Annotated in this window: 24 protein-coding genes and 1 tRNA gene; 17 read left to right on the top strand and 8 right to left on the bottom strand. The window is 66.7% G+C overall.

The annotated features are described in order from the left end of the window. Positions 1-4: 4 nt before the first annotated feature. Together EHF32_RS11000 and add are read right to left on the bottom strand one after the other, a co-directional pair. Entirely contained in the window at positions 5-634 is a 630-nt protein-coding gene (locus tag EHF32_RS11000) for a hypothetical protein (protein ID WP_137418218.1), read from the bottom strand. Continuing rightward, entirely contained in the window at positions 631-1,728 is a 1,098-nt protein-coding gene (gene add / locus EHF32_RS10995; protein WP_137418217.1) for an adenosine deaminase, read from the bottom strand. The genes EHF32_RS11000 and add overlap by 4 nt, the downstream gene beginning before the upstream one ends. Positions 1,729-1,912: 184 nt before the next feature. On the opposite strand from add, the gene EHF32_RS10990 reads away from it, so the two are divergent. Then, positions 1,913-2,401, top strand: a complete 489-nt coding sequence (locus EHF32_RS10990; RefSeq protein WP_238343687.1) for a nucleoside deaminase — start codon at positions 1,913-1,915, stop codon at positions 2,399-2,401. Positions 2,402-2,619: 218 nt separating this feature from the next. On the opposite strand, the gene EHF32_RS10985 is transcribed toward EHF32_RS10990, so the two are convergent. Further along, the gene (locus EHF32_RS10985; protein ID WP_137418215.1) at positions 2,620-3,372 is read right to left on the bottom strand and encodes a GntR family transcriptional regulator; all 753 of its coding nucleotides are present in this window, start codon (positions 3,370-3,372) and stop codon (positions 2,620-2,622) included. A 37-nt stretch (positions 3,373-3,409) separates the two neighbouring features. Next, positions 3,410-3,880, bottom strand: coding sequence for a PCC domain-containing protein (locus tag EHF32_RS10980; protein ID WP_137418214.1), 471 nt, complete (start codon positions 3,878-3,880; stop codon positions 3,410-3,412). Between the two features lie 235 nt (positions 3,881-4,115). Here EHF32_RS10980 and EHF32_RS10975 point away from each other — a divergent pair, with 235 nt between their 5' ends. Genes EHF32_RS10975 through EHF32_RS10955 form a run of 5 tightly spaced genes read left to right on the top strand, consistent with a single transcriptional unit; the run spans position 4,116 to position 10,391 of the window. After that, positions 4,116-5,309: a metal-dependent hydrolase family protein gene (locus EHF32_RS10975; protein ID WP_161594098.1), complete on the top strand. Its 1,194-nt coding sequence runs from the start codon at positions 4,116-4,118 to the stop codon at positions 5,307-5,309. A gap of 48 nt (positions 5,310-5,357) precedes the next feature. Continuing rightward, on the top strand, positions 5,358-6,971 hold the full coding sequence (locus EHF32_RS10970; protein ID WP_161594097.1) for an ABC transporter substrate-binding protein: 1,614 nt from the start codon (positions 5,358-5,360) through the stop codon (positions 6,969-6,971). Beyond that, positions 6,971-7,987 carry an ABC transporter permease gene (locus EHF32_RS10965; protein ID WP_137418211.1) on the top strand — a complete coding sequence of 339 codons (1,017 nt, stop codon included), beginning with the start codon at positions 6,971-6,973 and terminating at the stop codon, positions 7,985-7,987. Before EHF32_RS10970 ends, EHF32_RS10965 begins: the two co-directional genes overlap by 1 nt. Continuing rightward, the gene (locus tag EHF32_RS10960) at positions 7,984-8,781 is read left to right on the top strand and encodes an ABC transporter permease (protein ID WP_137418210.1); all 798 of its coding nucleotides are present in this window, start codon (positions 7,984-7,986) and stop codon (positions 8,779-8,781) included. Before EHF32_RS10965 ends, EHF32_RS10960 begins: the two co-directional genes overlap by 4 nt. Beyond that, the gene (locus tag EHF32_RS10955; RefSeq protein ID WP_137418209.1) at positions 8,778-10,391 is read left to right on the top strand and encodes a dipeptide ABC transporter ATP-binding protein; all 1,614 of its coding nucleotides are present in this window, start codon (positions 8,778-8,780) and stop codon (positions 10,389-10,391) included. Before EHF32_RS10960 ends, EHF32_RS10955 begins: the two co-directional genes overlap by 4 nt. Positions 10,392-10,741: 350 nt before the next feature. Here EHF32_RS10955 and EHF32_RS10950 read toward each other — a convergent pair whose 3' ends face one another. Together EHF32_RS10950 and EHF32_RS10945 are read right to left on the bottom strand one after the other, a co-directional pair. After that, complete coding sequence (locus tag EHF32_RS10950) at positions 10,742-11,485, bottom strand: creatininase family protein (protein ID WP_137418208.1); 744 nt, start codon at positions 11,483-11,485, stop codon at positions 10,742-10,744. A gap of 4 nt (positions 11,486-11,489) precedes the next feature. Further along, positions 11,490-12,440, bottom strand: a complete 951-nt coding sequence (locus EHF32_RS10945; RefSeq protein ID WP_137418207.1) for an L-lactate dehydrogenase — start codon at positions 12,438-12,440, stop codon at positions 11,490-11,492. Between the two features lie 199 nt (positions 12,441-12,639). Between EHF32_RS10945 and EHF32_RS10940 the strand changes: the two genes are divergently transcribed. From EHF32_RS10940 to EHF32_RS10910, 7 genes are all read left to right on the top strand, one after another. After that, the gene (locus tag EHF32_RS10940) at positions 12,640-13,494 is read left to right on the top strand and encodes an LLM class F420-dependent oxidoreductase (protein WP_137418206.1); all 855 of its coding nucleotides are present in this window, start codon (positions 12,640-12,642) and stop codon (positions 13,492-13,494) included. A 224-nt stretch (positions 13,495-13,718) separates the two neighbouring features. Beyond that, positions 13,719-13,809 (top strand) — tRNA-Ser (locus tag EHF32_RS10935). Between the two features lie 237 nt (positions 13,810-14,046). Continuing rightward, positions 14,047-14,397, top strand: a complete 351-nt coding sequence (locus tag EHF32_RS10930; protein ID WP_137418205.1) for a YbaB/EbfC family nucleoid-associated protein — start codon at positions 14,047-14,049, stop codon at positions 14,395-14,397. Continuing rightward, positions 14,394-14,711, top strand: coding sequence for a hypothetical protein (locus EHF32_RS10925; RefSeq protein WP_137418204.1), 318 nt, complete (start codon positions 14,394-14,396; stop codon positions 14,709-14,711). The genes EHF32_RS10930 and EHF32_RS10925 overlap by 4 nt, the downstream gene beginning before the upstream one ends. Next, a complete protein-coding gene (locus EHF32_RS10920) occupies positions 14,708-15,826 on the top strand; it encodes an HNH/ENDO VII family nuclease (protein ID WP_202876813.1) in 1,119 nt (372 codons plus the stop codon). Before EHF32_RS10925 ends, EHF32_RS10920 begins: the two co-directional genes overlap by 4 nt. Continuing rightward, a complete protein-coding gene (locus EHF32_RS10915; protein WP_137418203.1) occupies positions 15,826-16,350 on the top strand; it encodes an ankyrin repeat domain-containing protein in 525 nt (174 codons plus the stop codon). The genes EHF32_RS10920 and EHF32_RS10915 overlap by 1 nt, the downstream gene beginning before the upstream one ends. Beyond that, positions 16,331-16,693 carry a DUF2185 domain-containing protein gene (locus tag EHF32_RS10910; protein ID WP_137418202.1) on the top strand — a complete coding sequence of 121 codons (363 nt, stop codon included), beginning with the start codon at positions 16,331-16,333 and terminating at the stop codon, positions 16,691-16,693. The genes EHF32_RS10915 and EHF32_RS10910 overlap by 20 nt, the downstream gene beginning before the upstream one ends. A 234-nt stretch (positions 16,694-16,927) precedes the next feature. On the opposite strand, the gene EHF32_RS10905 is transcribed toward EHF32_RS10910, so the two are convergent. Then, positions 16,928-17,806 carry a DNA adenine methylase gene (locus EHF32_RS10905; RefSeq protein WP_202876812.1) on the bottom strand — a complete coding sequence of 293 codons (879 nt, stop codon included), beginning with the start codon at positions 17,804-17,806 and terminating at the stop codon, positions 16,928-16,930. A gap of 62 nt (positions 17,807-17,868) precedes the next feature. On the opposite strand from EHF32_RS10905, the gene EHF32_RS10900 reads away from it, so the two are divergent. The 4 genes from EHF32_RS10900 (at position 17,869) to EHF32_RS10885 (ending at position 24,249) form a co-directional block, all read left to right on the top strand. Further along, a complete protein-coding gene (locus tag EHF32_RS10900) occupies positions 17,869-18,102 on the top strand; it encodes a helix-turn-helix domain-containing protein (protein ID WP_137418201.1) in 234 nt (77 codons plus the stop codon). Next, positions 18,099-19,016 (top strand): DUF7687 domain-containing protein, encoded by a 918-nt coding sequence (locus EHF32_RS10895; protein WP_137418200.1) that lies wholly within the window; start codon positions 18,099-18,101, stop codon positions 19,014-19,016. The genes EHF32_RS10900 and EHF32_RS10895 overlap by 4 nt, the downstream gene beginning before the upstream one ends. A 1,003-nt stretch (positions 19,017-20,019) precedes the next feature. Next, positions 20,020-21,252: an ATP-binding protein gene (locus tag EHF32_RS10890; RefSeq protein ID WP_137418199.1), complete on the top strand. Its 1,233-nt coding sequence runs from the start codon at positions 20,020-20,022 to the stop codon at positions 21,250-21,252. Between the two features lie 2,085 nt (positions 21,253-23,337). Then, positions 23,338-24,249: a hypothetical protein gene (locus EHF32_RS10885; RefSeq protein WP_137418198.1), complete on the top strand. Its 912-nt coding sequence runs from the start codon at positions 23,338-23,340 to the stop codon at positions 24,247-24,249. Between the two features lie 377 nt (positions 24,250-24,626). Here EHF32_RS10885 and EHF32_RS10880 read toward each other — a convergent pair whose 3' ends face one another. Next, a complete protein-coding gene (locus tag EHF32_RS10880) occupies positions 24,627-25,463 on the bottom strand; it encodes a metallophosphoesterase family protein (RefSeq protein WP_137418197.1) in 837 nt (278 codons plus the stop codon). Positions 25,464-25,583 lie beyond the last annotated feature (120 nt).

Genomic DNA, 25,583 nt, shown 5'->3' with positions numbered 1-25,583 from the left:
CGGGTCAGGAGGTCGAGACGGTGAAGCCGGGGGCGAGGGTGGCCCCCACGAAGGCCGCGCTGTCGGGGGACCAGTGCGCGAGCACGGCTCCGGTGGCGCGGTCGAAGCACGGGTCGAGCCGCACGTCGGCGGCGGCGGCATCCGGGTGCAACGCGGCATCCGCCACGCAGACCACCGGCGTGCCGTGCAGCGTGCGGGCCGTTCCGGAGGCCGGCAGTCGCCCCTCGCGGTCGAGGGAGATGAGGGCGGCGGTCGCGAGGAAGCCGCGCAGGTGCGCGTCGTCGGCGCAGTCCGCGGCGTCCTTGGTGCAGCCCTCGGTCCACGCGATGGTGCCGGCCGCATCCACCGAGACGGCGCTGCGCTGTGTGCCCAGGGCGGTGTCGCCCTGACCGATGACCTCGATGCGCACCTCGAATGCGTCGCCGTCGCGCCGCGCGTCGATGCGCTCGGTGTACAGCGGCTCCGACTTCGTGCCGGTGACCTGCCAGTGCGTGCCCCAGCCGGCGATGAGGGGTGCGAGCTCGACGGAGTCGTCGGTGCGGGCCAGGGCCGCGCCGGTGAGTGCCGTCGCCACGAGGACCGCTCCTGCGCCGCAGGCGGCGGCCAGGAGGGTCAGGCGACGGCGACCGCTCATACCGGGGCGACCTCGCTCACGGCCGCGAGCTCGGCGTGCAGCCGGCTCTTCGTGTCGACGTCGGCGAACGACGCGTCGATGGAGCGTGCGGCGAAGCCGACCAGATCCGCGTGGTCGAATCCGAACTGCTCGGCCGCCACCGCCCAGTCCGCCTCGAGGGTGGTGCCCAGCGGTGCCGGGTCGTCCGTGTTCAACGTGACCGAGACGCCGGCGGCCAGCAGGCGCGGGAGGGGGTGGGAGGCCCAGTCGGGGTAGATGCCGAGCGTGAGGTTCGAGCGCGGGCACACGCCGAGGCTGATGCCGTCGGCGATGAGCCGGTCGATGAGGGCAGGATCCTCGATGGAGCGCACGCCGTGGTCGATGCGCTCCGCCTGCAGCAGCTCGACCGCATCCCACACGCCCTCCGGTCCGCTCGACTCTCCGGCGTGCACGGTCCGGCGCAGACCCGCGGATGCGGCCAGCCGAAACGCGCCCCGGAACTTCTCACCGGTGCGGCCGGTGACCTTCTCGTCGCCGTCGATCGACAGGGCGATCACACGACGCGGCCTGGCGGCGACGAGCTCGCCGACCAGACGTTCCGCCTCGGCACCGGACTGGCTGCGCAGCAGGGAGTACGCGACGCCCACCTGGCAGAGGCCGTCCTGCTCCGCCTCGTCGAACCCGGCGCCCAGTGCGTCGAGCAGGTCGAGCTCGCGGCCGCGCCACGCGTTCCAGTGCGTGGGATTGACGATGACGTCGCTGTAGCCGATGCCGGAGGCGCTCTGACGTACGGCGAACGCGTAGGCGACCCGGGCCGCCTGCGTCGGGGTGCGCACCAGCCCGCACTGCCAGTCCAGGAACCGGAGGAACCCGCTGAGACCTGCCGAACCGGCGCCCGCGCCGCCCCCGGTGGTGATCGCGGGGGCGGCGAAGGCGTCGTGCGTGGAGATGTCGAACAGCGTCGCGGCGGGTCCAGGCAGCGCGACGTCATTCTCCTTCGCCAGCGTCAGCATGTCGAGCAACGAGAACGTGCCCTCGAGGTGCACGTGCACCTCGGCCTTGGGCAGCGCGCGGATCGCCGTCTCGTCGATACGCGCGACGTGGTTCTGCGACATGGGTCCCCTTCGGATGCGGGTGGGAGGTACAGCGGCACGCTATCCGCTCCGCGCAACTTGTCGACAAGTGGAGCGGATCTCGTTCGCGACTTGTAACACCCGCGTAATGCTCACCCCGGATTTTGGCGGATCTGCCCGCTACGGTGAAAGTCGGTTCGTAGCACTTGTTCACAAGGAGAGATTCGTGACGCACTCACTGACAGACGCCGACCTCGCCCATCTGCGCCAGAGCATCCAGGTCGCCGAAGACGCGGTCGCGCACGGCACGCATCCGTTCGGGTCGATCGTCGTGAGCGCCGCGGGCGAGGTCGTCTCCTCGTGCGGCAACAACTCGCTGCCTCCCGAGGGAGATCCCACCCAGCACGCCGAGCTGCAGGCTGTCGCCGCCGCGTTCCGGGTTCTGGGAGCGGACGGGATGAAGGGCTCGACCCTGTTCACGAGCGCCGAGCCGTGCGCGATGTGCTCCGGCGCCGCGTACTGGTGCGGCATCGACCGTGTGGTCTACGCGCTCAGCGAGCACCGCCTGCTCGAGCTCACGGGCGACCACCCCGAGAACCCGACGTTCTCGCTTCCCTGCCGCGAGGTGTTCGCGCGCGGTCAGCGCAAGATCGAGGTCGTCGGCCCGCTGCTCGAGGACGAGGCCGCGAAGGCGCACGTCGGCTTCTGGGTCTGACTCCCGCGGCTCGGCTCTCAGCTTCCCCTGTCACAGATCGAGGCCCGGGGCGCCGTCTGTGACAGGTGAGCACGAAGCGTTCTCGCTCGCCTGTCACAGATCCACGCGGAAGGCGCGATCTGTGACAGGCGAACGGGCTCAGGGAGCGCCCGTACGGTGACCGCGACCGGACCCGGACGCGGACGCGGAGCCGAAGCGAGCGGGCGCGGATGCGGGGGTCAGGCGCCGCCCCACGGCGGGCGGACGGTGCGCACGAGCGAATACGACACGATGTCGGGAGCGTGGTACTCGAAGCTGTGCATCAGGCGGCGCCCGCTGGCGCCGATCCCCACGATCTCGGAGGTCATGACGGGCGAGCCCTCCGCCCGCTCGAACAGCGCCGCGAGTTCGCCGTGGAGGGTCGCGACGCCCGGCGTCGAGACCTCCCAGATGACCGGTTCGCCCCAGACCTTCGCAGCCGCGGTGAAGACGGACTCGTCGGGGTCGAAGCTCCGCTCGGCGGTGTCGAGCGGAAGCAGGTCGTCGGCGATCATCGCCACGACGCCGTCGGCGCGCCAGCGTTTGCGCACGGCGAGCGCGGGCATCTCGGCCGCCAGTTCCATGAGCGCGCCGGCATCCGCGCCGAGGGCCTTCGTGCCGCTGGAGAGCGTCTCGACCTCGGACTGGTAGCCGAGGCGGTCGAGCAGGTCGGTGTGCTCGAACTGCTCCTCCAGGCGCACGCTCAGCCGGAGCGCGATCGGGTCCACGGTCGTCACCGAACCCTGTCGGCGGCGGACGATCCCCTGCGCCTCGAGGGCGGCCATCGCGTTGCGCAGCTGCTGCCGCGTGCACTCGAGGCGCGCGGTCAGCTCCAACTCCCCCGGGAGAGGGGTGCGGCTGGCCGCGGCCTCGCGTACGAAGCGCAGCAGACCGTGGAGGACGCGAAGGTGGGCGCGATCGCCGAGCGGGCGAGGCAGCGGCAGATACGTCACAGCGGGACCTTCCGGGTCGCGAGCACGGCTGAGAACATCATGGCGCAGTCGCGGCGGCGATCTGAAGGATCGGAAGTCCCGCGGATCCCGGATGCGGACGCCGCTCGAGGACGGGGGCGAGGATCTCGTCCAGAACCACCTCGACGACGTAGTGCGTCTCGCCCGAGAGGAGATGCCCCGCGTAGGCGCGGGCGGCGTCGTCCTTCACCCCGACCGCCACGTGCACGTGGACGACGAGCGCGCCGTCGGATGCGGTCGTGATCGTGCCCGAGCCGAGGCCCTCCGTATAGGGGACGTCGACGGCGGTCGGCATGGGAGCCTCGGGATCCGCGGCGGGCGTCTCCGCCGCGATGAGGCGCACGGTGCGAAACGCGCCGCTGAAGGTCGAGATCGCCGCCTGGGCGATGCCGTGGCGGCGGCAGGCGTCGGCGAGCGAGGTGAGGATCTCGTCCCCGGGTTCGAGCACCACGACGACACGGCGCCCGGTCTGGATCTCGGCGGTCTGCATGGAAGCTCCTGTCGGGCTGCTTGTCGATAAGTGAGCGTTCCCACGACACGGGATCGGTCGCTCAGATCATCCCTGATGGCGATTTCTTGCGTGTTGCTCGTGTTTCGCTTCGGTAAATATTCCGCCGTATGTCAACACTTGTCGATTTGTCGGCCATGTTCCTCGGTATCGTGACGATCGGTCAGCGTTGCCCACCCCGTCCCCCCTCCGCCCTCCTCGCCCCCGGGAGATCGCCGTGTCCACCTCTGTCACCACCCCCGTCCTGCACGTCTGGGACGGCGAGCGCGATCTCGGTGCGGCCCGCCTGTCCTGGCAGGACGGACGCATCACGGCCGTCGAGAGCGCCGAGGGTACGCCCGAGTACAGCCTCATTCCGGGGCTGATCGATACGCACGTCCACCTCGACGCGTCGGCGGCCCCCGGCGCCGACTGGCTCACCTGGCCGATCATCACCCCGGCCGCGGAGCGCTCGCTGCACGTCCTCGCGCACACCCGACGTGCGGCGGCCGCGGGTATCACGACCCTGCGCGATCTGTCGGGCAGCGACGTGCAGTACGCCGTGGCCCGTGCGCTGGAGGCGGGACTCGTCCCCGGTCCCCGTCTGCTCGTGAACGGGCCCGTCGGGATGACCGCCGGCCACGGTGACCTGTTCACGCCGCCCCACTACCCGCACCGTCCGCCGGTGGCCGACTCGCCCGACGAGTGCCGCAAGCTCGTGCGCCAGTGGGCGCGCGCCGGTGCGGACGGCATCAAGATCTACACGAGCGGTGGCGTGCTCTCGATGGGCGACAAGGTCGGCTGGCGCAACCAGACGGATGCGGAGATCGCCGCGACCGTCGACGAGGCGCACGCTCTCGGCATGCTCGTGGCGGCCCACACGCACAGCGCGGAGGGCGTCGACATCGCCCTGCGGTTCGAGGTCGACTCGCTCGAGCACGGCACCGGCATCGAGGAGCGCCATTGGGAGACGCTGATCGAGCGCAACGTGCCGATCGCTCCCACCCTGCTCATCAACGACGCGATCGCCGATCGCCGCATCCCGGTCAGCGACGAGGCGGCCGAGAAGGCGCGCGCCGTGGTGATCGAGCGGGACGCGAACTTCACGGGCGCGGCCGCGGCCGGTGTGCGCTTCGTGCTCGGCACCGACGCGAACGGCGTCATGGTGCGCTTCGGCGACCAGCTCGAGGAGCTCCGCCTCATGAAGACGGCCTTCTCGTGGAGCTCCGAGCGCGCGCTCATCGCGGGCACCTCGGACGCTGCGGACGCGGTGCGCCTGACCGGCACCACGGGGCGCCTGAAGGCCGGCCTCGGTGCCGACTTCCTCGTGGTCCGCGGTAAGCCCTGGCAGGACATCGAGACCCTGCGCCCCGAGAACCTCGTGGCCGTCGTCGCCCGCGGCGAGCTCGTCGCAGGCGCTCTTCCCCTCTGACCTCCCCCCATGCACCACCCGACCCCTTCCCCGCATCAAGGAGATCCCGTGACCCTCATCCGATCCGGCGGCGCCCGACGCGTCGCCCTCCCGCTTCTCGCGGGACTCGCCGTGGCGACCCTCGCAGGCTGTGCCGCTTCGGCTCCCGCCGCCGATTCCGCGACCCCCGCCGCCGATCTGCCGCAGGACATCGTCTTCGCGCTCAAGGAGGACCCGACCTGCCTCGACCCGCAGCAGTCGTCGGTGACCACCTCGCTCATCGTCGGCCGTCAGCTGACGGACTCGCTGCTCGACCAGAACCCCGACACCGGCGAGATCGTGCCGTGGCTCGCGAGCGACTGGACCGTGGCGGACGACCTCATGTCCTACAGCTTCACGCTGCGTGACGGCGTCACCTTCAGCGACGGCACCCCGTTGACCTCCGAGGCGATCGCTGCGAACTTCGACGCGATCAAGGCGCTCGGCGCCTCCGCATCCCTCGCCAACGGCTACCTCGCAGGCTACGCGGGAACCGACGTCACGAGCGACACCGAGTTCACGGTGAACTTCTCCGCCCCCAACGTGCAGTTCCAGCAGGGCGCCACCACGATGTCGCTCGGCATCCTCTCGCCGGCCACGGTCGCGGAGACCGCCGAGGCGCGCTGCCAGGCCGTCGCCGGCACCGGTCCGTTCGTGCTCGACTCGTACGTGCCCAACGACGCCGTGAAGATCGTCAAGCGCGACGGCTACGACTGGGCGTCGTCGCTGCGCGGTCACGAGGGCGAGGCCTACCTCGACTCGGTCACCTTCCCGATCATCACCGAGCCGTCGGTGCGCACCGGCGGTCTCGAGTCCGGCGAGTACGACGTCATCCAGGACGTGCCCTACGTCGACGAGGCGCGCTTCTCCGGTGACAAGTACCACCTGTACGCAAAGGCCAACCCCGGCGTTCCGAACTCGCTCGTCGTCAACACCTCGCGCGGCGTGCTCGCCGACGAGGCGGTGCGCCAGGCAGTCACAAAGGGTCTCGACCGCGACAAGATCAACGTGCTCGCCGGCTCCATGAGCGGCAAGGCGCCCACGAGCGTGCTGACCTCCTCGACCCCCGGCTACACCGATCTCGGCGACACCCTCGCCTTCGACGCGGATGCCGCGAAGAAGCTGCTCGAGGACGACGGATGGACGCTCGGCTCCGACGGCATCTACGCGAAGGGCGGTCAGCCGCTCAGCTTCACGGTCACGGCCTTCTACGCGCAGGACGTGCTCGAGGCGGCGCAGATCCAGCTCAAGGAGATCGGCATCGACATGCAGCTGAAGATGGTCTCCTCCGGTGACTTCTTCGGCGCCATCGCCTCCGGCGACTACGACGCCCTCGGCGCGGGTCTGACCCGCACGGACCCCGACGCGCTGCGCACCCTGCTGTCGACGGCGTCTCCCTCCCGTTGGGGCATCGTCGACGACGCGGAGCTCGAGGGCCTCCTGCAGAAGCAGTCCCAGACGGCCGACGTCGCCGCCCGCCAGAAGATCGTCGACGAGATCCAGCAGATCGTCGCCGAGCGTGCCTACGTGATCCCGACGCTGGAGACCGTGCAGCTGCACGGCTCGCGCGCCGGCGTCGAGGGCATCACCTTCGACTCGGCTTCGCGTCTGCACCTCTACGACGCCGCGGTGGTCTCGAACTGATGACCATCCCCGAGCAGCGCGTGGCCTCAGCGGGAGGGCGGGCACAGGCGATCGCCCGCTTCCTGATCCCGAAGATCGTGCAGTGCCTCTTCGTGATCTGGGCGACCTACACCGTCGCCTTCCTGCTGATCCACGCGCTGCCCGGGGACCCCATCCTCGCCGCGCTCTCCCTGCGCGGCGGCGACGCCACCACGACCGACCCCGCCCAGCTCGCGGCGCTCCGCGAGCGTTACGGGCTGGACGGGCCGGTCTGGCAGCAGTACATCGTCAACTTCCTCGCCCTCTTCCGCGGCGACCTCGGCATCTCGATCGCCACGGGCCAGCCCGTCGCGGAGATGATCGGCCGCGCCTTCCCGAACACCGCCGCCGTGGCCGTGTTCGCGCTCGTGGTGGGCTTCGTCGCCGCCCTCGCATTCACCGTCTGGGCGTATGTCGCCAGACCCGCGTGGATGCGGGCGTTCGTCACCCAGATCCCGCCGCTCGGCATCGCCATCCCGGCGTTCCTGTCGGGCCTCGTGCTCATCAGCGTGTTCTCGTTCGGACTCGGATGGTTCCCCGCATCCGGCACCAACGGCTTCGCGAGCGTCGTGCTGCCGGGCATCACCCTCGCGCTGCCGACCGGAGCCATCTTCTTCCAGGTCTTCTCCGCCGCCGTCTTCGACGCCGGCGCCAGCCCCTTCGTCTTCACCGCCAACGCGAAGGGCCTCGCGCAGCGCACCGTGGTGGTGCGGCACGTGCTGCGCAACGCCCTGCTGCCCTCGATCACGATCATCGGCCTGCAGATCGGCTACCTCGCCGGCGGCACCGCCGTGGTCGAGACCGTGTTCTCCCGAGACGGGATCGGCCGGCTCACCGTCGACGCCGTGCTGGCCCGCGATGTGAACGTGGTCCTGGGCGTGGTCGTCGTCGTGGCGACCGTGTACGCCATCGTGACCCTCATCGTCGACGGACTCTACGGCGTGATCGACCCGCGTACCCGAACGCGGCTCGTCGGACGAAAGGCGGGTGCGCGATGAGCATCCTTCGCAGACCCGGCCTCCTGCTCTCTCTCCTCCTGCTGCTGCTGACGCTCGTCGCCGTCGTCGCCCCGCAGCTGCTCGCCCCCTACGATCCGTACGACTCGGTGGGCACCGCCCGGCTCGAGCCGCCGAGCGCGGAGCACCTGTTCGGCACCGACCACCTCGCGCGCGACGTGTTCTCGCGCGTGATCTACGGCGCCCAGCTCTCTCTGTCCTCGGCCGTGCTCGCCGTCGTCGCGGGTGTGCTCATCGGTTCCATCGTCGGCCTCGTGTGTGGCTATGTGGGCGGACCGCTCGACTTCGTGGTCATGCGCTTCGTCGACGTGCTCATCGCGATCCCCGGCATCCTGCTCGCTCTCATCGTCGTCGCCTCGCTCGGGTTCGGCCCCCTCTCGATCGCCCTCGGCGTCGGACTCGGCACGGCCGGGTCGTTCGCCCGCGTGATGCGCTCACAGGTGCTGCGCGTGCGCAGCGAGGAGTACGTCGAAGCGGCCCGGACGCTCGGCGCCCGCGGCCCCGCGATCCTCGTGCGTCACGTGATGCCGAACGCGGCCCGCCCCATCATCGCGATGGCATCGCTCGAGCTCGCCCTCGCCATCCTGTCGGTCTCGGCGCTGAGCTTCCTTGGCTTCGGCGCTCAGCCGCCGGCACCCGAGTGGGGCGCGCTCGTATCGGCCGGGCGCGACTTCGTCGCCATCGCGCCCTGGCTGAGTCTGCTGCCCGGCGCCGTCATCCTCGCGGTCGTCCTCTCCGTCAACCGCGTCGCCCGCTTCATCGGAGGTGACCGATGACCGCCCCTCTGCTGCGCGTCACGGATCTGCGCGTCGACTACGGCACCGGACGCCGTTCCCACCGCGCACTGCGCGGCATCGACCTCGAGGTGAACCCCGGCGAGATCGTCGCCGTCGTCGGCGAGTCGGGATCCGGCAAGAGCACGATCGCCCACGCACTCGTGAAGCTCCTGCCGGCCGAGGCCCACGTGCGCGGCGGATCGATCGTCTTCGACGGCACCGAGATCACCACCGCTTCGGCGTCGGCGCTGCGCCGCATCCGAGGTGGACGGATCGGCTTCGTGCCGCAGGATCCCTCCCACAGCTTGAATCCGCTGATGCGTGTGGGTGAGCAGATCGCCGAGACTCTGCGCCGCCATCGCGGCCTGTCGCGGGCGGATGCGGCCCGTCGCGCCGTGGAGATCATCACCGAGGTCGGCGTGCCCGAGGCGCCTCTGCGCGCGGGCCAGTATCCACACGAGCTCTCGGGCGGCCTCCGCCAGCGCATCCTCATCGGAATCGCGTGGGCGTGCGAGCCCGCACTCGTGATCGCGGACGAGCCGACCAGTGCGCTGGACGCGACCGTGCAGCGCCACGTGCTCGATCGGATGCAGGCACTCGCCGAGGCGCACGGCACCGCCGTGCTGCTGGTGACGCACGACCTGGCTGTCGCCGCCGACCGTGCCGATCGCATCATCGTGGTCGAGAAGGGCGAGATCGTCGAGAGCGGTCCGGCCGAGCTCGTGCTGGCAGACCCGACGCATCCGTACACGCAGCGCCTGGTCGCCGCGGCGCCGGGCCTCAATGCGCGACGGCTCACCCCGTCGGCCAGCGTCGTCGACCGTGTCGTTCCCGAGAGCGGAGCACCGCTGCTGGAGGTCTCGGGCCTCGGCAAGACGTACGGCGGCAGCCGCGGCATCCGCGCCGTCGAGGCCGTGGACTTCTCGGTCGCGCGCGGGACGACCTTCTCGCTCGTCGGCGAGTCCGGATCGGGCAAGAGCACGACGGCGCGCATGGTCGCGAGGATCATTCCGAGTGACGAGGGCGAGATCCGGTTCGATGGCGAGGACATCACCGACCTGCGGGGCTCGGCGCTGCGCGAGCTGCGCCGCCGCATCCAGGTCGTCTATCAGAACCCCTTCGGCTCGCTCGATCCGCGGATGAGTGTGGCGAAGCTCATCGCGGAGCCGTTGCAGGCGTTCGGTGTGGCCCGCGCGGAGCGCACCTCGATCGTGCGCGACCTGCTGGGGCAGGTGCGCCTGTCGACCGACCTCCTCACCCGGCGTCCCGCCCAGCTCTCGGGCGGACAGCGTCAGCGCGTCGCGATCGCGCGCGCGATCGCGCTGCGTCCGGAGCTCATCGTGCTCGACGAGCCGGTGTCCGCGCTCGACGTCTCGGTGCAGGAGCAGGTGCTGCAGCTGCTCGTGGATCTGCAGGCCGAGCACGGGCTGACCTACCTGTTCATCTCCCACGACCTCGGGGTGATCCGCCAGATCTCCGACCGCGTCGCCGTGATGCGCGGCGGCCGCATCCTGGAGCAGGCGACGGCCGAGCGGATCTTCGACGCCCCGGCCGACCCGTATACGCGGGAGCTCATCGGCGCGATCCCCGGCGCGGCTGCCGCCGACTGACCGCCCGCGCGGGCGCGCGTGGGCGTGTGCGGGCCCGGTGCGGGTGCGTGCGGGGGCCCGGTGCGGGTGCGTGTCTGTGGGTGCGTGCGCGGGTGCGTGTCTGTGGGTGCGTGCGCGGGTGCGTGTCTCGAACGTTCACGTGCGGGGGCCGCGTTTCGTGCATAAGTGAGACACGGATGTGGTGGCTCCGTGTGTGAGGTGGTGCGTGTCTCGAACGTTCACGTGCGGGGGCCGCGTTTCGTGCATAAGTGAGACACGGAGGCCGCGCCGAGCACGGATGCCTGCGCCGGACACGGATGCCCGCGCCGAGCACGGATGCCCGCGCCGAGCACGGATGCACGCATCGAGGCTCAGGCGCCTTCGACGCCGGCGAGCACCTGGCGCACGATGCGCTCGCTCTCCGCGGCGACGTGCGCGAGGATCCGCTCGCCCTTCTCGGCGGTCGCGGGGCGCGGGTCGCCGAACACTCCGGACGCCGACAAAGGTGCGAGGGGCATCTGCCGCAGGCCGAAGTCCGCGGGCAGCTCGGGGTAGGAGGCCTCGTACCGATCCGGGTGCACGAGAGCGGGCGCCACGGCCAGCACCATCGACGTCTCGAGCTCGTCGGCGTGGCAGAGGCCCGGCGCCGCCCACGGCGACTCCTTCACCGCATCCCCGATCTCGGTCAGCCCGGGATAGTCGAGCACGACCACCGGCATCCGCTGACCGGCAGCGGCGGCGTGCTCGGCCGCCCGATGCAGGGGAAGCCGGTTGCCGTAGTCGCCGTTGACCACCACGAGCAGCGCGTAGCCGGCGCGATCGAGGGATGCGGCGATGTCGGTGCACAGGGCGGTGACCGTATCGGCGCCGATCGAGACGGTGCCCGCCATCGCGTCGTTGCTCCACGTGTTGCCGTAGGCGACCGGTGGCAGGAGCGCCGCGTCCAGGTTCTCGGCGAGGCGGCGGGCGACCGCATCCGCCTGCAGCGTGTCGGTCGACAGGGGCAGGTGCGGACCGTGCTGTTCCAGCGCCCCGAAGGGGAGTACCGCCACGCGCGGGCGGGACGCGAGATACGCTGCGACCTCGGTCCAGGTGGCGTGCGCCAGCTCGATCATGCGATCAGCGCAGGGATGCGGCGACGTCGCGCAGCGCGTCGGCCGAACGTCGGAGAAGGCCCAGCTCGTTCGGGCTGAACGCCGTCTCGGGGATCGGAACCGCGCCGGACGCGCTCACGATCGAGGGCACCGAGAGGGCGACGCCGTCGATGCCGTGGTAACCGTGCAGCACGGTCGACACCGGCATGACCGCGTGCTCGTCCTGCAGGATCGCCTCCACGATGCGGGCGCTCGACAGGCCGATCGCGTAGTTGGTGGCGCCCTTGCCCTGGATCACCTTGTAGGCGGCGTCGCGCACGTCGACGGCGATCTCGTCGAGCTCGTCGACCGTCACGCGGTCATGCGTCGGCGTCTGCCAGTCGAGGATCGGCACGGTGCCGATGGAGGCACTGGACCACAGCGGGAACTCGGTGTCGCCGTGCTCGCCGATGATGTAGGCGTGCACGCTCGAGGGCGAGACGCCGGCGCGCTGCGCGAGCTTCCAGCGCAGACGCGAGGTGTCGAGCACGGTGCCGGAGGCGAAGATGCGCTCGACGGGCAGACCGGTTGCCTCCTGCGCGAGCACGGTGAGCACGTCGCAGGGGTTCGTCACGATGACGTAGATGGCGTTGGGGGCGACCTCGAGCAGCTGCGGCATCATCGACTTGATGATGTTGGCGTTCGTGCCCGCGAGCTCGATCCGCGTCTGACCGGGGCGCTGTTTCGCTCCCGCGGTGATGACGACGACGTGCGAGCCCTCGACGACCGACAGGTCGCTGCCGCCGATGATGTCGCTCGTGCCGGTGAACTGCGTGCCGTGTGCGAGATCGAGCACCTCGGCCTCGGCCTTCTCCGTCGCGATGTCGTAGAGGGCGACGTGGCGTGCGGAGCCGCGGATGAGGGCCGCATACGCGACGCTGGAGCCGACGCTGCCAGCGCCGACGACGGTGAGCTTCGAGTTCTCGATCGCAGACATGACCCCAGTCTGGCAGGCCCGGCGGTCGGCGCGCGCGGGCGTGTTCGCCGGAAGAAAACCCGGCGCGTCGAGGTGGCGGCCGCATCCGGTTCTGATCCCGTTCCGATGAGTTCATCCGCATCCGCCCTCGGGGTGCTGCGGTGGTCGTACCCTGATCGGCGGAGGGCGGATGCGGCATCCGTCCGGACGGGACGGGCCCATGGAATTCGGTATCCACATCGCGGACTTCACCTGGAAGAGCGGGCCCGCTCAGTTGGGCCCCGCGCTCGCCGCGCACGTGCGCAACGCGGAGGCCGCCGGCATCCAGCGCATCACCGTCATGGACCACTTCTGGCAGCTGCCGGGTATCGGTCCGGTGGAGCACGAGATGCTCGAGGCCTATGCCACGCTCGGTTTCATCGCCGCGCACACCGAGAAGGCGCTGCTGCACACCCTCGTCACGGGCGTCATCTACCGGCATCCGTCGCTGCTGGCCAAGCAGATCACCACGCTGAACGTCCTTTCCGGCGGCCGGGTCGGGCTCGGGATCGGCGCTGCGTGGAACGAGGAGGAGTGCAAGGGGCTCGGATTCCCGTTCCCTCCCGTGGCTCAGCGCTTCCGCGAGCTCGAGGAGACGCTCCAGATCTGCCTGCAGATGTGGTCGGACTCCGAGGAGCCGTACGAGGGTGCGATCTGGCAGCTCGAGCGCACGCTCAACTCGCCGCAGAACGTGACCAAGCCGTACCTCATGGTCGGCGGCGGGGGAGAGAAGAAGACCCTCAAGCTCGTCGCGCAGTACGCCGACGCGTGCAACCTGTCGGCGATGGCGGAGGTGCCCACGCACAAGCTCGACGTGCTGCGCGCGCACTGCGACGACGTCGGTCGCGACTACGACGAGATCGAGAAGACCGCCATGATCGCGATCAACCCGAGCTCGACTCCGGACGAGGTCGCGACGCGCGTCGATGCGCTCTCGGATGCGGGCTTCGCCGCGACCTATGTCTTCGCCGCCGGGATCGACGAGCCGGCCCGTGCGGTCGACCTCATCGCCGGGGTCGCCGCCCTCGCCCGCTGAGCCGCCAGGGCCCGTGGTCCTCGCCCGCTGAGCCGCCAGGGTCGCGTGGCCCGTGGTCCGTGGCCCAGGGCCGTGGCCCAAGGTCGCGTGGCCCCCGCATCTGTGTCTCACTTATGCAGGCAAACGGCTGGCTGAACGTGCATAAGTGAGACACGCAGGATGGGTGAGGGGCGCCGACTCGTGCTGATTGGCGGCTCGGCCCGGCGTGACGTAAGCTGGTCGGCGGTGACGTGTCCGAGCGGCCGAAGGTGCAACTCTCGAAAAGTTGTGTAGGGTAACCCCCTACCGTGGGTTCAAATCCCACCGTCACCGCCATGAAAACCCCCGTAGATCCCTTGTAAACATTGGGATCGCGGGGGTTTCTCTTGTTCTTGGAGAGCGTCGCGGTAACGCAGCGGTAACAATCCGTGAGCCGCACTCATACGTGCGTCTCAAGAGTCACCGCTGTGGATAACGCCGGGGGCGTTCTCGGCGCGGCGTACCCTCGCCTCAGGGAGGGGGAGCCCTATGTATGAGACTCCAGAGGACTCGATCGCGAGGATTCGCGACGATGTGCGGCGCGCCGAGGAACGCGGAGCACTGCTGCCGCAGCTTCAGGCCGCTATCGACGAGGTTCGCGGCCGGGCCGTCTCGCTGCGCCGTGATGTTTCAGTCGAGGTGGACAGCAGCGGCGCACTTCGCTCGGTGAACATCTCCGATGCTGCGCTGGAGCGCGGGGGTCGACGCGTAAGCGAAGAGGTCATGGAACTCGTCCGCAAGGCCACTCAAGACGCGCGCGCGCAGACACTGGCGCGGACCGTCGAGATTCTCGGCGAGGACGACCCGCTCGTGAGAGTTGTCGCTGCTGACTTCGAAGCCGACGAGACCGGCGACCACAGTTGGCGCTTCGGAGGCCGGGCATGAGCGTCGACATCAAGGTCGATGCGGACATCATGCTTCAGCACGCGAGCCGGATGCAGCAGCTCGCACAGGACGCAGCGGAGGCTGCCGCGGCCATTCAGAGCATCAACTTAGGCGGCGGCGCGTTCGGCCTGCTCTGCGCCTGGATGGTGCCGCCGGTTGCGGTGGTGTCGGGCGCCGTTGCGGAGCACATCAACGGCGCCGAAGGAGTCTTGGAGCGCACGGGAAACGCAATGCGCGCGGTCGTTCGCGACTTCGAAGGCTATGAGGATGCGGTCGCTCAGGCCGCACGAAGCATCGAGGGCCGCCTCGGATGAGCACCCCACTCGTCGCGGCGCCAGTAGACACGACGCCCGCCTTCAGTGGCGCCTTCCTCATCACGGACAGTCAGGCGCTGGCTGAAGCCATCCAGAGCGGAAGCTGGATAGACGGCGGAATGGCGGCTTTCTCTGTTGCTCTCGACACGGCCGCGGCCATCATCGACCCCATCGGCACCCTCATCGCGAATGGTCTTGGATGGCTGCTCGACCACATCGAGCCTCTTAAGGGCTGGCTTAACGATCTAACCGGGAGCGCCTCCGAGGTCGAGGCGTTCGCGCAGACCTGGAGCAACGTCGCCGGGCGGATGAGCGAGCTTAGCGCCACGGCAATGAACCGTCTCGGCGACCTCGATGACCTTTCGGGTGCAACTTTTGATGCCTACCGAGCGCATGTCACCGGCCTCTCGCAGCATCTCGCATCTTCTGGGACCTGGGCGGGCGCTGTGTCCTCGGGCCTATCGATGGCGTCGCAGATGGTCCAGCTCGCACACGACATCGTGCGCGACGCCATCTCGCAAATCGTGGGCATGGCCGTAAGTGCCGCGATCACCGCAGTCGCGACGCTGGGCGTGGGAGCACCCGCCGTCGCGGTGCAGGTTGGAACGCGCGTCACCGCACTGACGCCTCGCATCGCCCGCACCGTTGAGACGGTCGTGAACGCGATGAACAAGTTGCGCGGGATGCTCCAAAAGCTCGTCAACTCCGCCAAGGAGGCGCTTCGCAACCTCTTCAAGTGGGGCGATGAGGGCGAACGGGCCGCGGAAGCCGCTGCCGAAGTCGCGGAGGCCGTCGTTGATACGCGTCCTTACCTGAAACCTGGCGCGCGACCGTCGTTCCGGAAGGACGTTCCGGAGACCACATGGGAGAACAACAAGGGACCGGACGGCCTCGTTCGAGACCCCAACACCGATGAAGTCATCGACTGGGTCCCCGGCACGCCGCGCAATGGTGTCTGGGACATGGGGCACATTCCAGACCAGAAGTACGATGTCGTATGGCAGCGATACAAGGATGGAGAGATGACGCCAGCCGAGTTCCGCGACTGGTACAACGACCCCGCGAACTACCGGCCCGAGTTGCCCTCTAACAACAGGAGTCATAGGTACGAGTAATGGATGTCTTCCTTACCGCTCGCATGAAGCCTGCCACAGAGTTCTTCAAGGCCTTCGACCCCTCCGACGTTGCTCGCCTGGCGCAAGATGGCAGGAGCCTTGTGATGATGGCTCTGGGCAACACCGACCTAGCTTCCCGATACGAAGTGTCGAACTTCTTGCTGGACCATGGTGCTCCGCTGGGAGGTCCGGGCAGCGGAGGTGTGACAGTCCTGCATGTGCTGTTCGGTCACGCGAAGCATGACATCGCGGAGGATGTGAAGCTTGCTCAGCGTCTCATCGAGCATGGCGCAGATGTAAATGCGCTTGATGACGCTCGCCGTTTGCCGTTCCTCGAAGTCCTCAACATGAAGTACACCGACGACGACCTCGCCCCTATCTACGATCTCTGGTTCCAGCAGCCCGTGTTGGACTTCACGACTGAATCCGTCCACGGCTTGTCTCCGATCAAGTCGGCCGCGAAACTGCCGTACCGAAAGAGCATCCTGGAGCGCATGGAGAGCTATGTCTCATCGCATCCCTGAATACGTCAAGAACTCCGGCGGGTCCATCGTTTCGAAGAACGTCCTGGAGCGGCGTGCACCGCTGCGCTGGGCGTTTCGTGAGAAGGCGGTAGATGCCGTAGACAACGGCTGGCGCTTTCTCTCTGAGATTGACGATGACGACTACATCAACGACCCCGCCAACCTCCAGGTCGTGAGTTTCAACACGGTTGTGGACATCGAGCCCGCGGTGTTGCCGATTCTCTACATGCCCGTGGGCACGGACTTGACTATCACCCGCGATGAGGCGGGCCGCATCCAGCTGGTGGACAACAAGACCGGTGCGGCCGCCGCCATTCCAGGCGTCCCACCGCCACAACCCTAAGAGCGGCGAGAGGGGCACCGCCAACCAGCTCACGTCAGCTAGAGCGCCCCATCGGCGTCGCGGCTTTCGAGGATGCTGAGCAACGCGGTCGGGGCGTCGTCGTATGGTGCGCCAGCGAGGTCGCCACAAGTAACATCGCTGACTGAGACCCTGATCCCTCTGATGGGATCTATCGCAATCGGCATCGCTTGGTTCTTTGTTTCTTGGTCGGACTAACGCGCGATGTCTGCCTAACTACTCTGCGTACGTGAGCAGCAGTCGGTCATGGACTACCTCTGATTCGAGCGTTTCGCCGCCCATCTGGAACCTGCGCAGCATGCTTCGGCCCACGGTGACGGCCACCTCTGTTTCGAAGAGGTGCTCGGGGAAATCGTGAAGGACGGTGTGGAGTCCCGACTTCTTTGTCCCGTCGATGCTGAGCGCGACACGGACGCCACGGGACTTGGCGACGTCTATCTGCTCAATCAGGTCGTGAAGATTGAACGCTTGTGCGCCGTAGAGGATCGTCTGACTGTCGGTATAGGGCGGATCGCAGTACACAACGTCACCCGACTCCGCCCGTTCGAACGCTTGACGGAAGTCCATGAGGTCGAACTGCACGTTCCGTGTTCGAAACGCCCACTGGTCAACGCGCGCAGCGAAGTTATCAGCGGGCATCGGGGAGTGAACGCCGCAGGGAGTGCTCATGTACCCGTCGCCCTTCCGGAACCGGACAACACCGCCGTAACACGTCCGGCATAGGTAAAGTAAGTCTGCCCCGTTGGGGTTCGCGTTGAAGGACGCTCTGGCGCGCTCGTAGAGTTCGAGTTTCGTCTCCGGCGTCCAGCCCTCTCGGCGCTCGGCATACCAACGCTTCACCAGTTCGGGGTCAGCCGAGAGGGTGCGCCAGATTTCCATCAGTGGCGGCAGCACGTCGGAACCGTATCCCCGCTCAGGCGCGAGCGTTCCGAGCACAGCGCCCGACCCCAAGAACACCTCGTGGTAGGCCTGCATGTCGCCCGGGAACAGGTTGGCGATCGAGTGCGCCATGCGCTGCTTGTTGCCGATCCACTTGAGCAGCTGCGACTTGAAGGGGGCGACCACGCGTTGCGGTTTGAGGTCGGGGAGAGTCACTGACCTACGCTAGCACATATCCCAATTTCGGATAATTAAGAGCAGAGTGCCAGTTTGGCCTCATGGACCAACGGCAGCGTCGCGTAATCCTCGCAGACGTGCTTGCCAGGTTCCGCGTGACCGCTGGGCTGAGCCAAGCCGAAGTCGCGGAGGCTCTCGGCAAGCCGCAGTCCTTCGTGTCGAAGTACGAGACCGCGCAGCGGCGGCTTGATGTTCAAGACCTTGAGGACATTGCCGCCGCGCTGGGCACTCCGCTCGACGAGATTCTCGAAGCGTATCGGGGCGCAGTGCAATGAGAGCAGACCCGAGGTTTGCGGACCAGGGCTCGATATTCTGGGCATACGTTCGAACGATCACCGAAGCGCTTGGTTCCTCCGTTCCGCGTAGCGGGGTCATCAGCGCTTTCACGCCGTTCGACATGCACCGCGCGATGGTGAAGCTGGGGCGGCCGACAGATGCGCTGGGCGAAGTTCGAGCTCCGTCCGACTTGGCGCTCCTTCTCGCGGACTACTTCGCCTATCGGGCTGACATCTTGAACAACCAGATTAAGAATGATCTGATGGTCACCGCCGAGGCGGCAGAACTCTTCGATGAAGTAGTGGATGTGACCGGGGCTCGCCCGCTCGGCCCCGTAATGAAGGGCGACGTGCAGATCGCCGTTGACTTCGAGGTCCACGGGAACGTCGTGCGCGTCCCGATGAACAAGCAGTCGGGCGACATGCGCCAGCCTTCCTTCCTGACGGCAATCGTCAACCTCGTGGTGGCAGATGCCCTCGGCGGACGGCCTTGCGACTATGATCCGCGAGCACTGCCCGTGATTGACTTCGAAGGCACGCTCTACGCCGCTATGTCGCGGCGGATGGATGGGTCTATGCCTGCCACGGTGAACCCGCTGGCGATGTGGGAAATCAAGGAGTACTACTACACAACCACCTTTGGTTCGAAGATCTCGGATGCTGTCTACATCACCGCGCTCGATGGCTACGAACGAGCCGAGGTCGAGGCGGTCACAGGCGTCCCAATCGACCACCTGATAATCGTTGATGCTTACGAAACCTGGTGGGTGAAAGGTAAGAGCTACCTCTGCCGCCTCGTTGATCTCGTGAACATGGCTAAGGTCACGCATCTCATCTGCGGGCGAGAGACTGTGCGCGAGCTCCCGAGTCTTGCCGCGGAGTGGGCGGTGCGCTGGGACCGGCAGGGGCAGTGACGAGGGTTCGCCCAGGGGCCCGCGCCCGACGGCGAAGCAGTGGAGATTCGGCGCGCGCTGTACCCGGGGTGGGTCTACCGGCTCGAAGCCGCCGACACAATGCACCATGTGGGGGGAGGGGGCCGAACGTGGAGATCAAACTCAGCTCGCCGGGACCCACCGTAACGCTCGAGTCGTTCGCGAACGCGTTCGATCTCGGCTTGGCGCAGGGGGGGGCTAAGAGGAGGAAAGCGGATTGCGATCAGTTCGCGCCTGCGGACAGAGCTCCGCGATGGTTCTGACGCCTCTCGCGAAAGCAACGATGCCGACTACCGTGCCGGCGTCGACTATCAGCACTGACGTCATCGGTGTCCCCCAGCGAGGATGTACCGTTTTTCGCGGTACATCGGTCGCCCGAGGAAAAGCCCCGATCAAAGCCGCAATTCCTGACGCCTTCTGCGCGATCGCAGCGGTCGTGTACCGCGACGAAAATCAGAAACGGTACACACCGAAAGCCCCGCTGACCGGGATATTTCGTGGGCTGAAGGGCGAATGTACCGAATGTACCGCGTTCTGGAAGGAACTTATATGCGTGCGTGTGTGCATGCGCGCATGTGTAGGGTTTCTCGAAATCGGCGGTACATTCGGTACATTTCTCTCTTGATCATCAAGAAAACCGCGGAAAATCAAGGGTTATCCCGTTCCCCCATGTACCGTTTTTGCCTCCGAGCCCCCAAATAAACGGTACATTCTCCCCACGTGCATAGGGGCAAAAACGCCCCTTGACCTGGGGTTATCACGTCGCATGCGTGTACCGTTTTTGGATCGGCAGAAACGGTACATTTGCCCGGCCGCCATCACTCGCCCCCTTGACGAGCCCGCTCGAGAGATCGGGCTTGCGTCATCGACCGGCGCTGCAGCGTCTGCGGTTACCATTTACCGAGAAACGCGGCTTCTTTCGAGCCACCAGATCGAAGCGCCGATAAAGTTAGCAAGCGCGCAAAAGACTGATAAACTTATCGACATGCGCGATGCTCTCGACAACCCCTTCAGCCCTGGCTCGGACACCATCCCCGAGGTCTGGGCGGGACGCATCGAGCAGCTGAGCGACTGGCGCGACGTCGTCCGCCCGCGACGACTCGCTGGCCTTCCTGAGCGCGGCCGGACGATCCTCGGAGAACCCGGGCTCGGCAAGTCCACGCTCGTGCGCAAGATCGCACAGGAGGCGTCGCGCGCTGGCGACTGGGTGACCCCGCAGTTGCGCATCCCCGCAGGAAGCGACCCGCTCAAGCTCGTCGCCGACGCCGTGCTGAAGCTCGCCGATGCTGCAGGTCTTCCCGCATCGCGCGAGAAGAAGATCAGCGACGCGATCTCCCGCGTGCAAGCGGTCGCTGCCTCCGGTGTCTCCCTCACGCTCCGCGGTGTCGACGGACCGGAGCCGTACTCTGCGTTGACAGAGCTCCTGGTCGAGGTCGGTGTGGCGGCGATCGCGCACGGCGACGTCATGGCGCTGATCCACATCGACGAGATCCAGAACATCACCGACGAGAAGGCTCTCTCGCAGCTGCTCATCGCGCTCGGGGACGCGCTTACCCACGAGGTCGAGGTCACAGTCCCCGGCGGCGCGCGTGTCAGCCGCTCGCTGCCCATCGCGGTGTACCTCACGGGCCTGCCGGACTTCGAAGACATGGCCGGTGCCCGCAAGGGTGCGACGTTCGCGCGACGGTTCAAGACCACCACGCTCGCCGCGATCGACGACTTGGACCTGGCTGAGGCGCTGCAGACGTTCGTCCTCGAGGGGTGGGAGGTCCCGGACGGCGTCGGCGGCACCGCGTCGGTGTTCATGGCCCCGGATGCCGCTGCGGCAATCGTGGATCTCTGTCGCGGTGAGCCATTCCTGTTCCAGCTGGCCGGCGAGCAGGCCTGGTACGCCGGCGCCTCGCAGACCATCACTGCAGATCAGGTGCGTCAGGGTTGGCGCGGCGCTCAGCGCGAGGCGACCGCCCACGTAGAGCGCATCCTGGAACGCCTGCCTGCTCGCGAGAAGCAGCTGCTCGAGGCGATGGCTGACCTTCCGGCTGCCGAGCGCACGCTCACCCGCATCGCCGAGAAGATGGGATTCAAGAAGACCACCGACGCCGGCCCCACCGCGCAGCGGCTCGACACTGTGCGCGGCATCATCGACCGCGGCAAGCCGTACTCGTTCCGCCACCGCGCCGTCGAGGCGTACCTGACCAGCGACTGGCCGAAGATCTGAAGGAGAACGAAGTGCCCGCTACCGCCGACGTGATTGCTGCTGGCAGGGGGCGTTCTCGTGGGGATTTGTTCAGAACCTGGTCGCGTGGCTAGTCGGCTCGTAGATGGGGCTTCACCAGGGCCCCCGGCATCACCATCGTCAGCTGACTGCCGCCGCAAACGTGAATGTCGTCGTCCAGGGATGGTGCCGTCGAGGAGTAGGGTCGTTCGGCTCAGTACGTGTTCTAGTCGCAAGACTGTCCTTGCCGCTTGGGAGGACCAAGAACGTCGCTCGTTGGTTGCGGCAGGTTTCAGGCTTCGGGTGATGCCCCACATTGCTCGACTGCCGCGTCGAACTCAGTGGCGCCCGGGGTTGTGGGGCATTGCTGGTTCCGGGTCCGCGGTCCACAGAGTGCATGTTGCATGTTGAGGGATGACCCGTAGGCCGCGGGGCGGACCGGTGTGTTACTCAGTGCAGAGTGTCGTTGCCTGGGTTGCGACCGATGCGTCCATCTTCCTGAATGATTACAACGCGATTGCTCGTCACGTTGACCTTGTTCGGGGAGAGGAATGAAATGACTCAACACACCAAGTTGCCTAGCTCGGGAAGCGGCAGGTGGCGGAGTGATGTTCGTGCGAGCATCTACATGGCATCGGCCATAGGGGTCGAAGTGGTTGGACTCATCGTCGCCTCCAACATGATTCGAGACGGCGTCCCTTTAATTTGGGTGTCTCTCGTGCTCACGACGCTCCCTGGCGCGGTGTACACGATCTTCGTGCCTGCGCTTCGGGACCTGACCAGCGGGTGGCGCATGGTGGCGTTCGTGCTCCTCACGCTTGGCGTCGGCGCGGGTTTGGTTGTAATCAGCGTCCAATTCACGCCAGGGCAGGAGTGGCTCCCGACGGCTGTTGTTGGATCGATCAGTTTGCTCATCACCGCGGTGATCGCGCTTGTTGACGGCAAGCCATTGCATGCCGATACCCCCGTCCACAATGCCGTAGTACCCCAGCCTGTCGGCCTCGCTAGCTCCGCCCCCGAACCTACTGCTGGGCGTCCCAGCGGAGGCGTCATCGATCCTCCTGCGTGCGCCGTGCTTCTGGCGGCCCTGGCCGTCCTCATCGCGCTAAGTGGGTTCAGTGGACGGCGGAGAGGAGCCTCCTGAAGGGTCGGCTTCCAGAATCAGTCCCATCTCGCTTCAAGGGATGTTGACTTAACCGCCGATATTCACAGTTATCCGAACTATCGGCGCCTAGTCCCAGTTTCGAATCAACCGCTTCGCGACGCTTGAACGAACTCGGTATGAGAGCCGTCCATGTCTGGTGCGAAGCAGGCTAAGACCGCCGGACGACTGAAGTGGAAACCAGCCGCGGTCAAAGAAGGCAATTCGAGATGATCCTGTCAAGCCTCACGTCGCGTCAGCCGATGAACTTCATGAGCGCCATGTCGGGGGGCCGGGTGTGAAAGACTCGGTGCGATGACAACCCTGCAGCAAGCCGCTGACGAGGCGATCCGAAACGGATGGACCACCTGTCAGGCTGACATTCGAGAGCTACTGCGGCAATCCCAACAGCTGGGGTGGCGTCCGGTTCCGATACGACGCGGTGAACCCGCACTCAGCACTTTGCAGGTCCTCGATTCCGGAGACGCACACCCGCAATCACTCAGCGCGAAGTTCGGTGCCGGCCCACAGCCCTTACACACTGATGGTGCGCATCATCGAGCGATGCCGGACATTGTCCTGCTTGCTGCCGCCGAGCCGTCCTCAACGCCGACACTGATCTCCGATCCTGGGAAGCCCACAGACGCGCAACGGGTTGGCGTGTTCAAGGTGGGTGGCGGCCGTTCTGGGTTCTATGCACCCGCCGTCGACGCGAGGGAGCGCTGGCGTTACGACCCGGGGTGTATGACGGCAATGGACGACGATGCCCGACAGGCGGCCTCGGAACTCGCCGCGTTGAGAGACTCCGCACACGCCCACCACTGGACAGATCCCAGTACGGTCCTAGTGATCGCAAATCGCCGGGTCTTGCATGCGAGAGCCTCCGCTGCAGATGCCCAGACTCGACGCGTTCAACGCGTCGCACTGATCACCGGATGGGACAACTGATGGCGATTCCCACTTTCGAAGACCTGTGGTCGAAGGCACAGGTCTTCGCACGTCGTTCACTGAGCGATGAGACGATCCGCGATTTCGACGAGCGTTCGTTGTGGGCGACGACCGCGTTGGAATTCCTGGCCAAAGCTGCGCTCGCGCACATCTCACCTCTGCTGATTATCCCGCCTGACGCCGACGGGAAGCACATCCTCGCCACGCTCGGGGTAGTTGCGCACGACGGCGCCGATATTCAGACGATTCAAGCAAAAGCCTTGTGGTCTCGTGCGGAGAAGACATTCCGCCCATTCTCTGGGAAGGAGGCGGCCCAGTTCAGCTCGTCTCGTAACGAGTACATGCATGGTGGCGGCACCGGACGGTCCCTGCATCCTGAGGATGTGTGGTGGGGGAAGCTATGGAACCAGGCGAGCATTCTCGTCGTGGCGACCGATATGGACCTGCACAGCCTCGTCGGCGGGTCCCTCCTCACGCGCGTTGAGGGCTACTTGGCCCAGCACAAGGATCACGTTCAAGAGCACGTCGCAGCACTACTGGAGCGTGCCCAGCAAAGGCTCGACCAGCGGGACAACCCGGGGACGCCTGCAGCGCTTCGAGACGCGCTCACCAAGCCCTTCGACCCGTCCGCGCAACTTACGTATGTCTCGACGACCGCTTGCCCAGTCTGCGGCGAAGAGGGTTCACTCGAGGGGGAAGATTACGGCGGTGTCGTGGTCGACTACCCGCATCCTGACGATGTGTTCACGCTTCCAAGGGAGTCACTCAGTGTTCATGCCGTTTATTTCGGCTGTCCGAACTGTCATTTGATTCTCGACCGAGTGGAGTTTCTTGAGGAGGCGGAAGTGCCCACGGCTTTCACTATCGAGCGCGACTACGAAGCCGATGACTACGATTACGGAAACGACTAACCATCGCGCGGATAGCAGTCGTCATCTCTTGATCCGAAGCGGTGCGATGGACGACCTTTCCGTGTACGTCTCGCTCTGCTTTCTGAGCAAAGGGGATCGTGGATTGTCTCATCGTGACGCGGCTGTGAAGAAGCTCGTTGACAACGCGTTCAAGGACGCCCGTTCAACGCGCTGAACGGCAGAGGCACTTGTGGTGAGCTGGTTCCCAGATGAAGTGCACATTGGGCTATAGCCGCTGCATTGACTTTCGTTCTGGCGGCGAACATCCGAAGGCCCCGCCTGGGCGGGGCCTTCTAACCGGTAGCCGAAGCGTCCGGGGGAGTGCTGCAATCGTAGCCTGAAGATCTTGAACGGCCTCGTATCGTGTCTAGTCAACGTCAGATACGCCTTGGCGAGCCAAGCTTCGTATTGCGGATGTAGGCGTGCGGGAGCGGTGTGAAAGCCAGCGCTGGGGCATCGAGCACGCCGGCGCTTTCCTCGAAGGTGTCCCGGGCGAGGCTAATGACTCTGCGGCCGCTAGCGATCTGGGCGTCGCCATAGACATGCATGTGTCCGTGCAGATGTAGTCCAGGCCGGACGGCGTCACTCACTCGCTGGACCAAGGCCCGCTGTGCCGCCGATGTTGCCAGCGCCTCAGAGGGATATCCAAACGGGTTCGTGCGTAGAACTCTTCGCACCTCGGGTACGGCGCGAAGCGGGGACTCGTGCGTCAACAGAATGTCGGCATGCTTGCCGACGACGGCCGTCTGCACCATCGCTTCCGTGATGAGTTCGTCCTCGAACCAGTCCTTCCCGTCAGTCCGACGACTCTTGTCGACGCTCGAAGCGCCGCCGAGAGAGAGCACGGTTCGACCGGCGATCGTGAACCTGAACGGACGGGGCAGGAACCAGACCACTTCGCTCACCCGTATCGCCTGACCAGGATGGTCCTCCTGCGCCGGGGTGATCTCGCCCCATGCCTCGTGGTTGCCAAGCGTGACAAGCACCCGCTTGATCCCTACCTTCTTGGCCCAGTAGTCCACGGCATGATTTCCCGCGCGCGAGTGCTCGAAGCCGTAGTCGCCTAGTTGAAGGACTGTGCGGAGGGTGGGATCGAATCGACGCATCGCCGGAAACAGCGCTTGGATCCAGTTCACGTTTCCGTGCAGGTCTCCGACAGCCCAGACCTTCTCGTCGGGAACATCCATCGTCTCGGCGCTCTCGAGTACCTTCATCTCTTCACCTCTCGACAACTGTTCGTCGGCAGCACGGGGGCTCACTTCGGGGGCCGCAGAGGCACTGAGCCCTCGAGAGCCGAAATGACATGCGCCTCATCGGCGCAGCCTGCTACGCGC

Origin of the sequence: Microbacterium sp. RG1 (assembly GCF_005347485.1) — a bacterium.
Taxonomy (GTDB): domain Bacteria; phylum Actinomycetota; class Actinomycetes; order Actinomycetales; family Microbacteriaceae; genus Microbacterium; species Microbacterium binotii_A.
This window is presented reverse-complemented; position numbering and strand designations above follow the sequence as displayed.

What these genes read in the sequence shown, in the direction of transcription:
- EHF32_RS11000 (WP_137418218.1), bottom strand. Translation starts at nt 634, where the DNA reads ATGAGCGGTCGCCGTCGCCTGACCCTCCTGGCCGCCGCCTGCGGCGCA.
- add (WP_137418217.1), bottom strand. Translation starts at nt 1,728, where the DNA reads ATGTCGCAGAACCACGTCGCGCGTATCGACGAGACGGCGATCCGCGCG.
- EHF32_RS10980 (WP_137418214.1), bottom strand. Translation starts at nt 3,880, where the DNA reads ATGCAGACCGCCGAGATCCAGACCGGGCGCCGTGTCGTCGTGGTGCTC.
- EHF32_RS10965 (WP_137418211.1), top strand. Translation starts at nt 6,971, where the DNA reads ATGACCATCCCCGAGCAGCGCGTGGCCTCAGCGGGAGGGCGGGCACAG.
- EHF32_RS10960 (WP_137418210.1), top strand. Translation starts at nt 7,984, where the DNA reads ATGAGCATCCTTCGCAGACCCGGCCTCCTGCTCTCTCTCCTCCTGCTG.
- EHF32_RS10955 (WP_137418209.1), top strand. Translation starts at nt 8,778, where the DNA reads ATGACCGCCCCTCTGCTGCGCGTCACGGATCTGCGCGTCGACTACGGC.
- EHF32_RS10950 (WP_137418208.1), bottom strand. Translation starts at nt 11,485, where the DNA reads ATGATCGAGCTGGCGCACGCCACCTGGACCGAGGTCGCAGCGTATCTC.
- EHF32_RS10945 (WP_137418207.1), bottom strand. Translation starts at nt 12,440, where the DNA reads ATGTCTGCGATCGAGAACTCGAAGCTCACCGTCGTCGGCGCTGGCAGC.
- EHF32_RS10940 (WP_137418206.1), top strand. Translation starts at nt 12,640, where the DNA reads ATGGAATTCGGTATCCACATCGCGGACTTCACCTGGAAGAGCGGGCCC.
- EHF32_RS10925 (WP_137418204.1), top strand. Translation starts at nt 14,394, where the DNA reads ATGAGCGTCGACATCAAGGTCGATGCGGACATCATGCTTCAGCACGCG.
- EHF32_RS10920 (WP_202876813.1), top strand. Translation starts at nt 14,708, where the DNA reads ATGAGCACCCCACTCGTCGCGGCGCCAGTAGACACGACGCCCGCCTTC.
- EHF32_RS10915 (WP_137418203.1), top strand. Translation starts at nt 15,826, where the DNA reads ATGGATGTCTTCCTTACCGCTCGCATGAAGCCTGCCACAGAGTTCTTC.
- EHF32_RS10910 (WP_137418202.1), top strand. Translation starts at nt 16,331, where the DNA reads ATGTCTCATCGCATCCCTGAATACGTCAAGAACTCCGGCGGGTCCATC.
- EHF32_RS10900 (WP_137418201.1), top strand. Translation starts at nt 17,869, where the DNA reads ATGGACCAACGGCAGCGTCGCGTAATCCTCGCAGACGTGCTTGCCAGG.
- EHF32_RS10895 (WP_137418200.1), top strand. Translation starts at nt 18,099, where the DNA reads ATGAGAGCAGACCCGAGGTTTGCGGACCAGGGCTCGATATTCTGGGCA.
- EHF32_RS10890 (WP_137418199.1), top strand. Translation starts at nt 20,020, where the DNA reads ATGCGCGATGCTCTCGACAACCCCTTCAGCCCTGGCTCGGACACCATC.
- EHF32_RS10885 (WP_137418198.1), top strand. Translation starts at nt 23,338, where the DNA reads ATGGCGATTCCCACTTTCGAAGACCTGTGGTCGAAGGCACAGGTCTTC.
- EHF32_RS10880 (WP_137418197.1), bottom strand. Translation starts at nt 25,463, where the DNA reads ATGAAGGTACTCGAGAGCGCCGAGACGATGGATGTTCCCGACGAGAAG.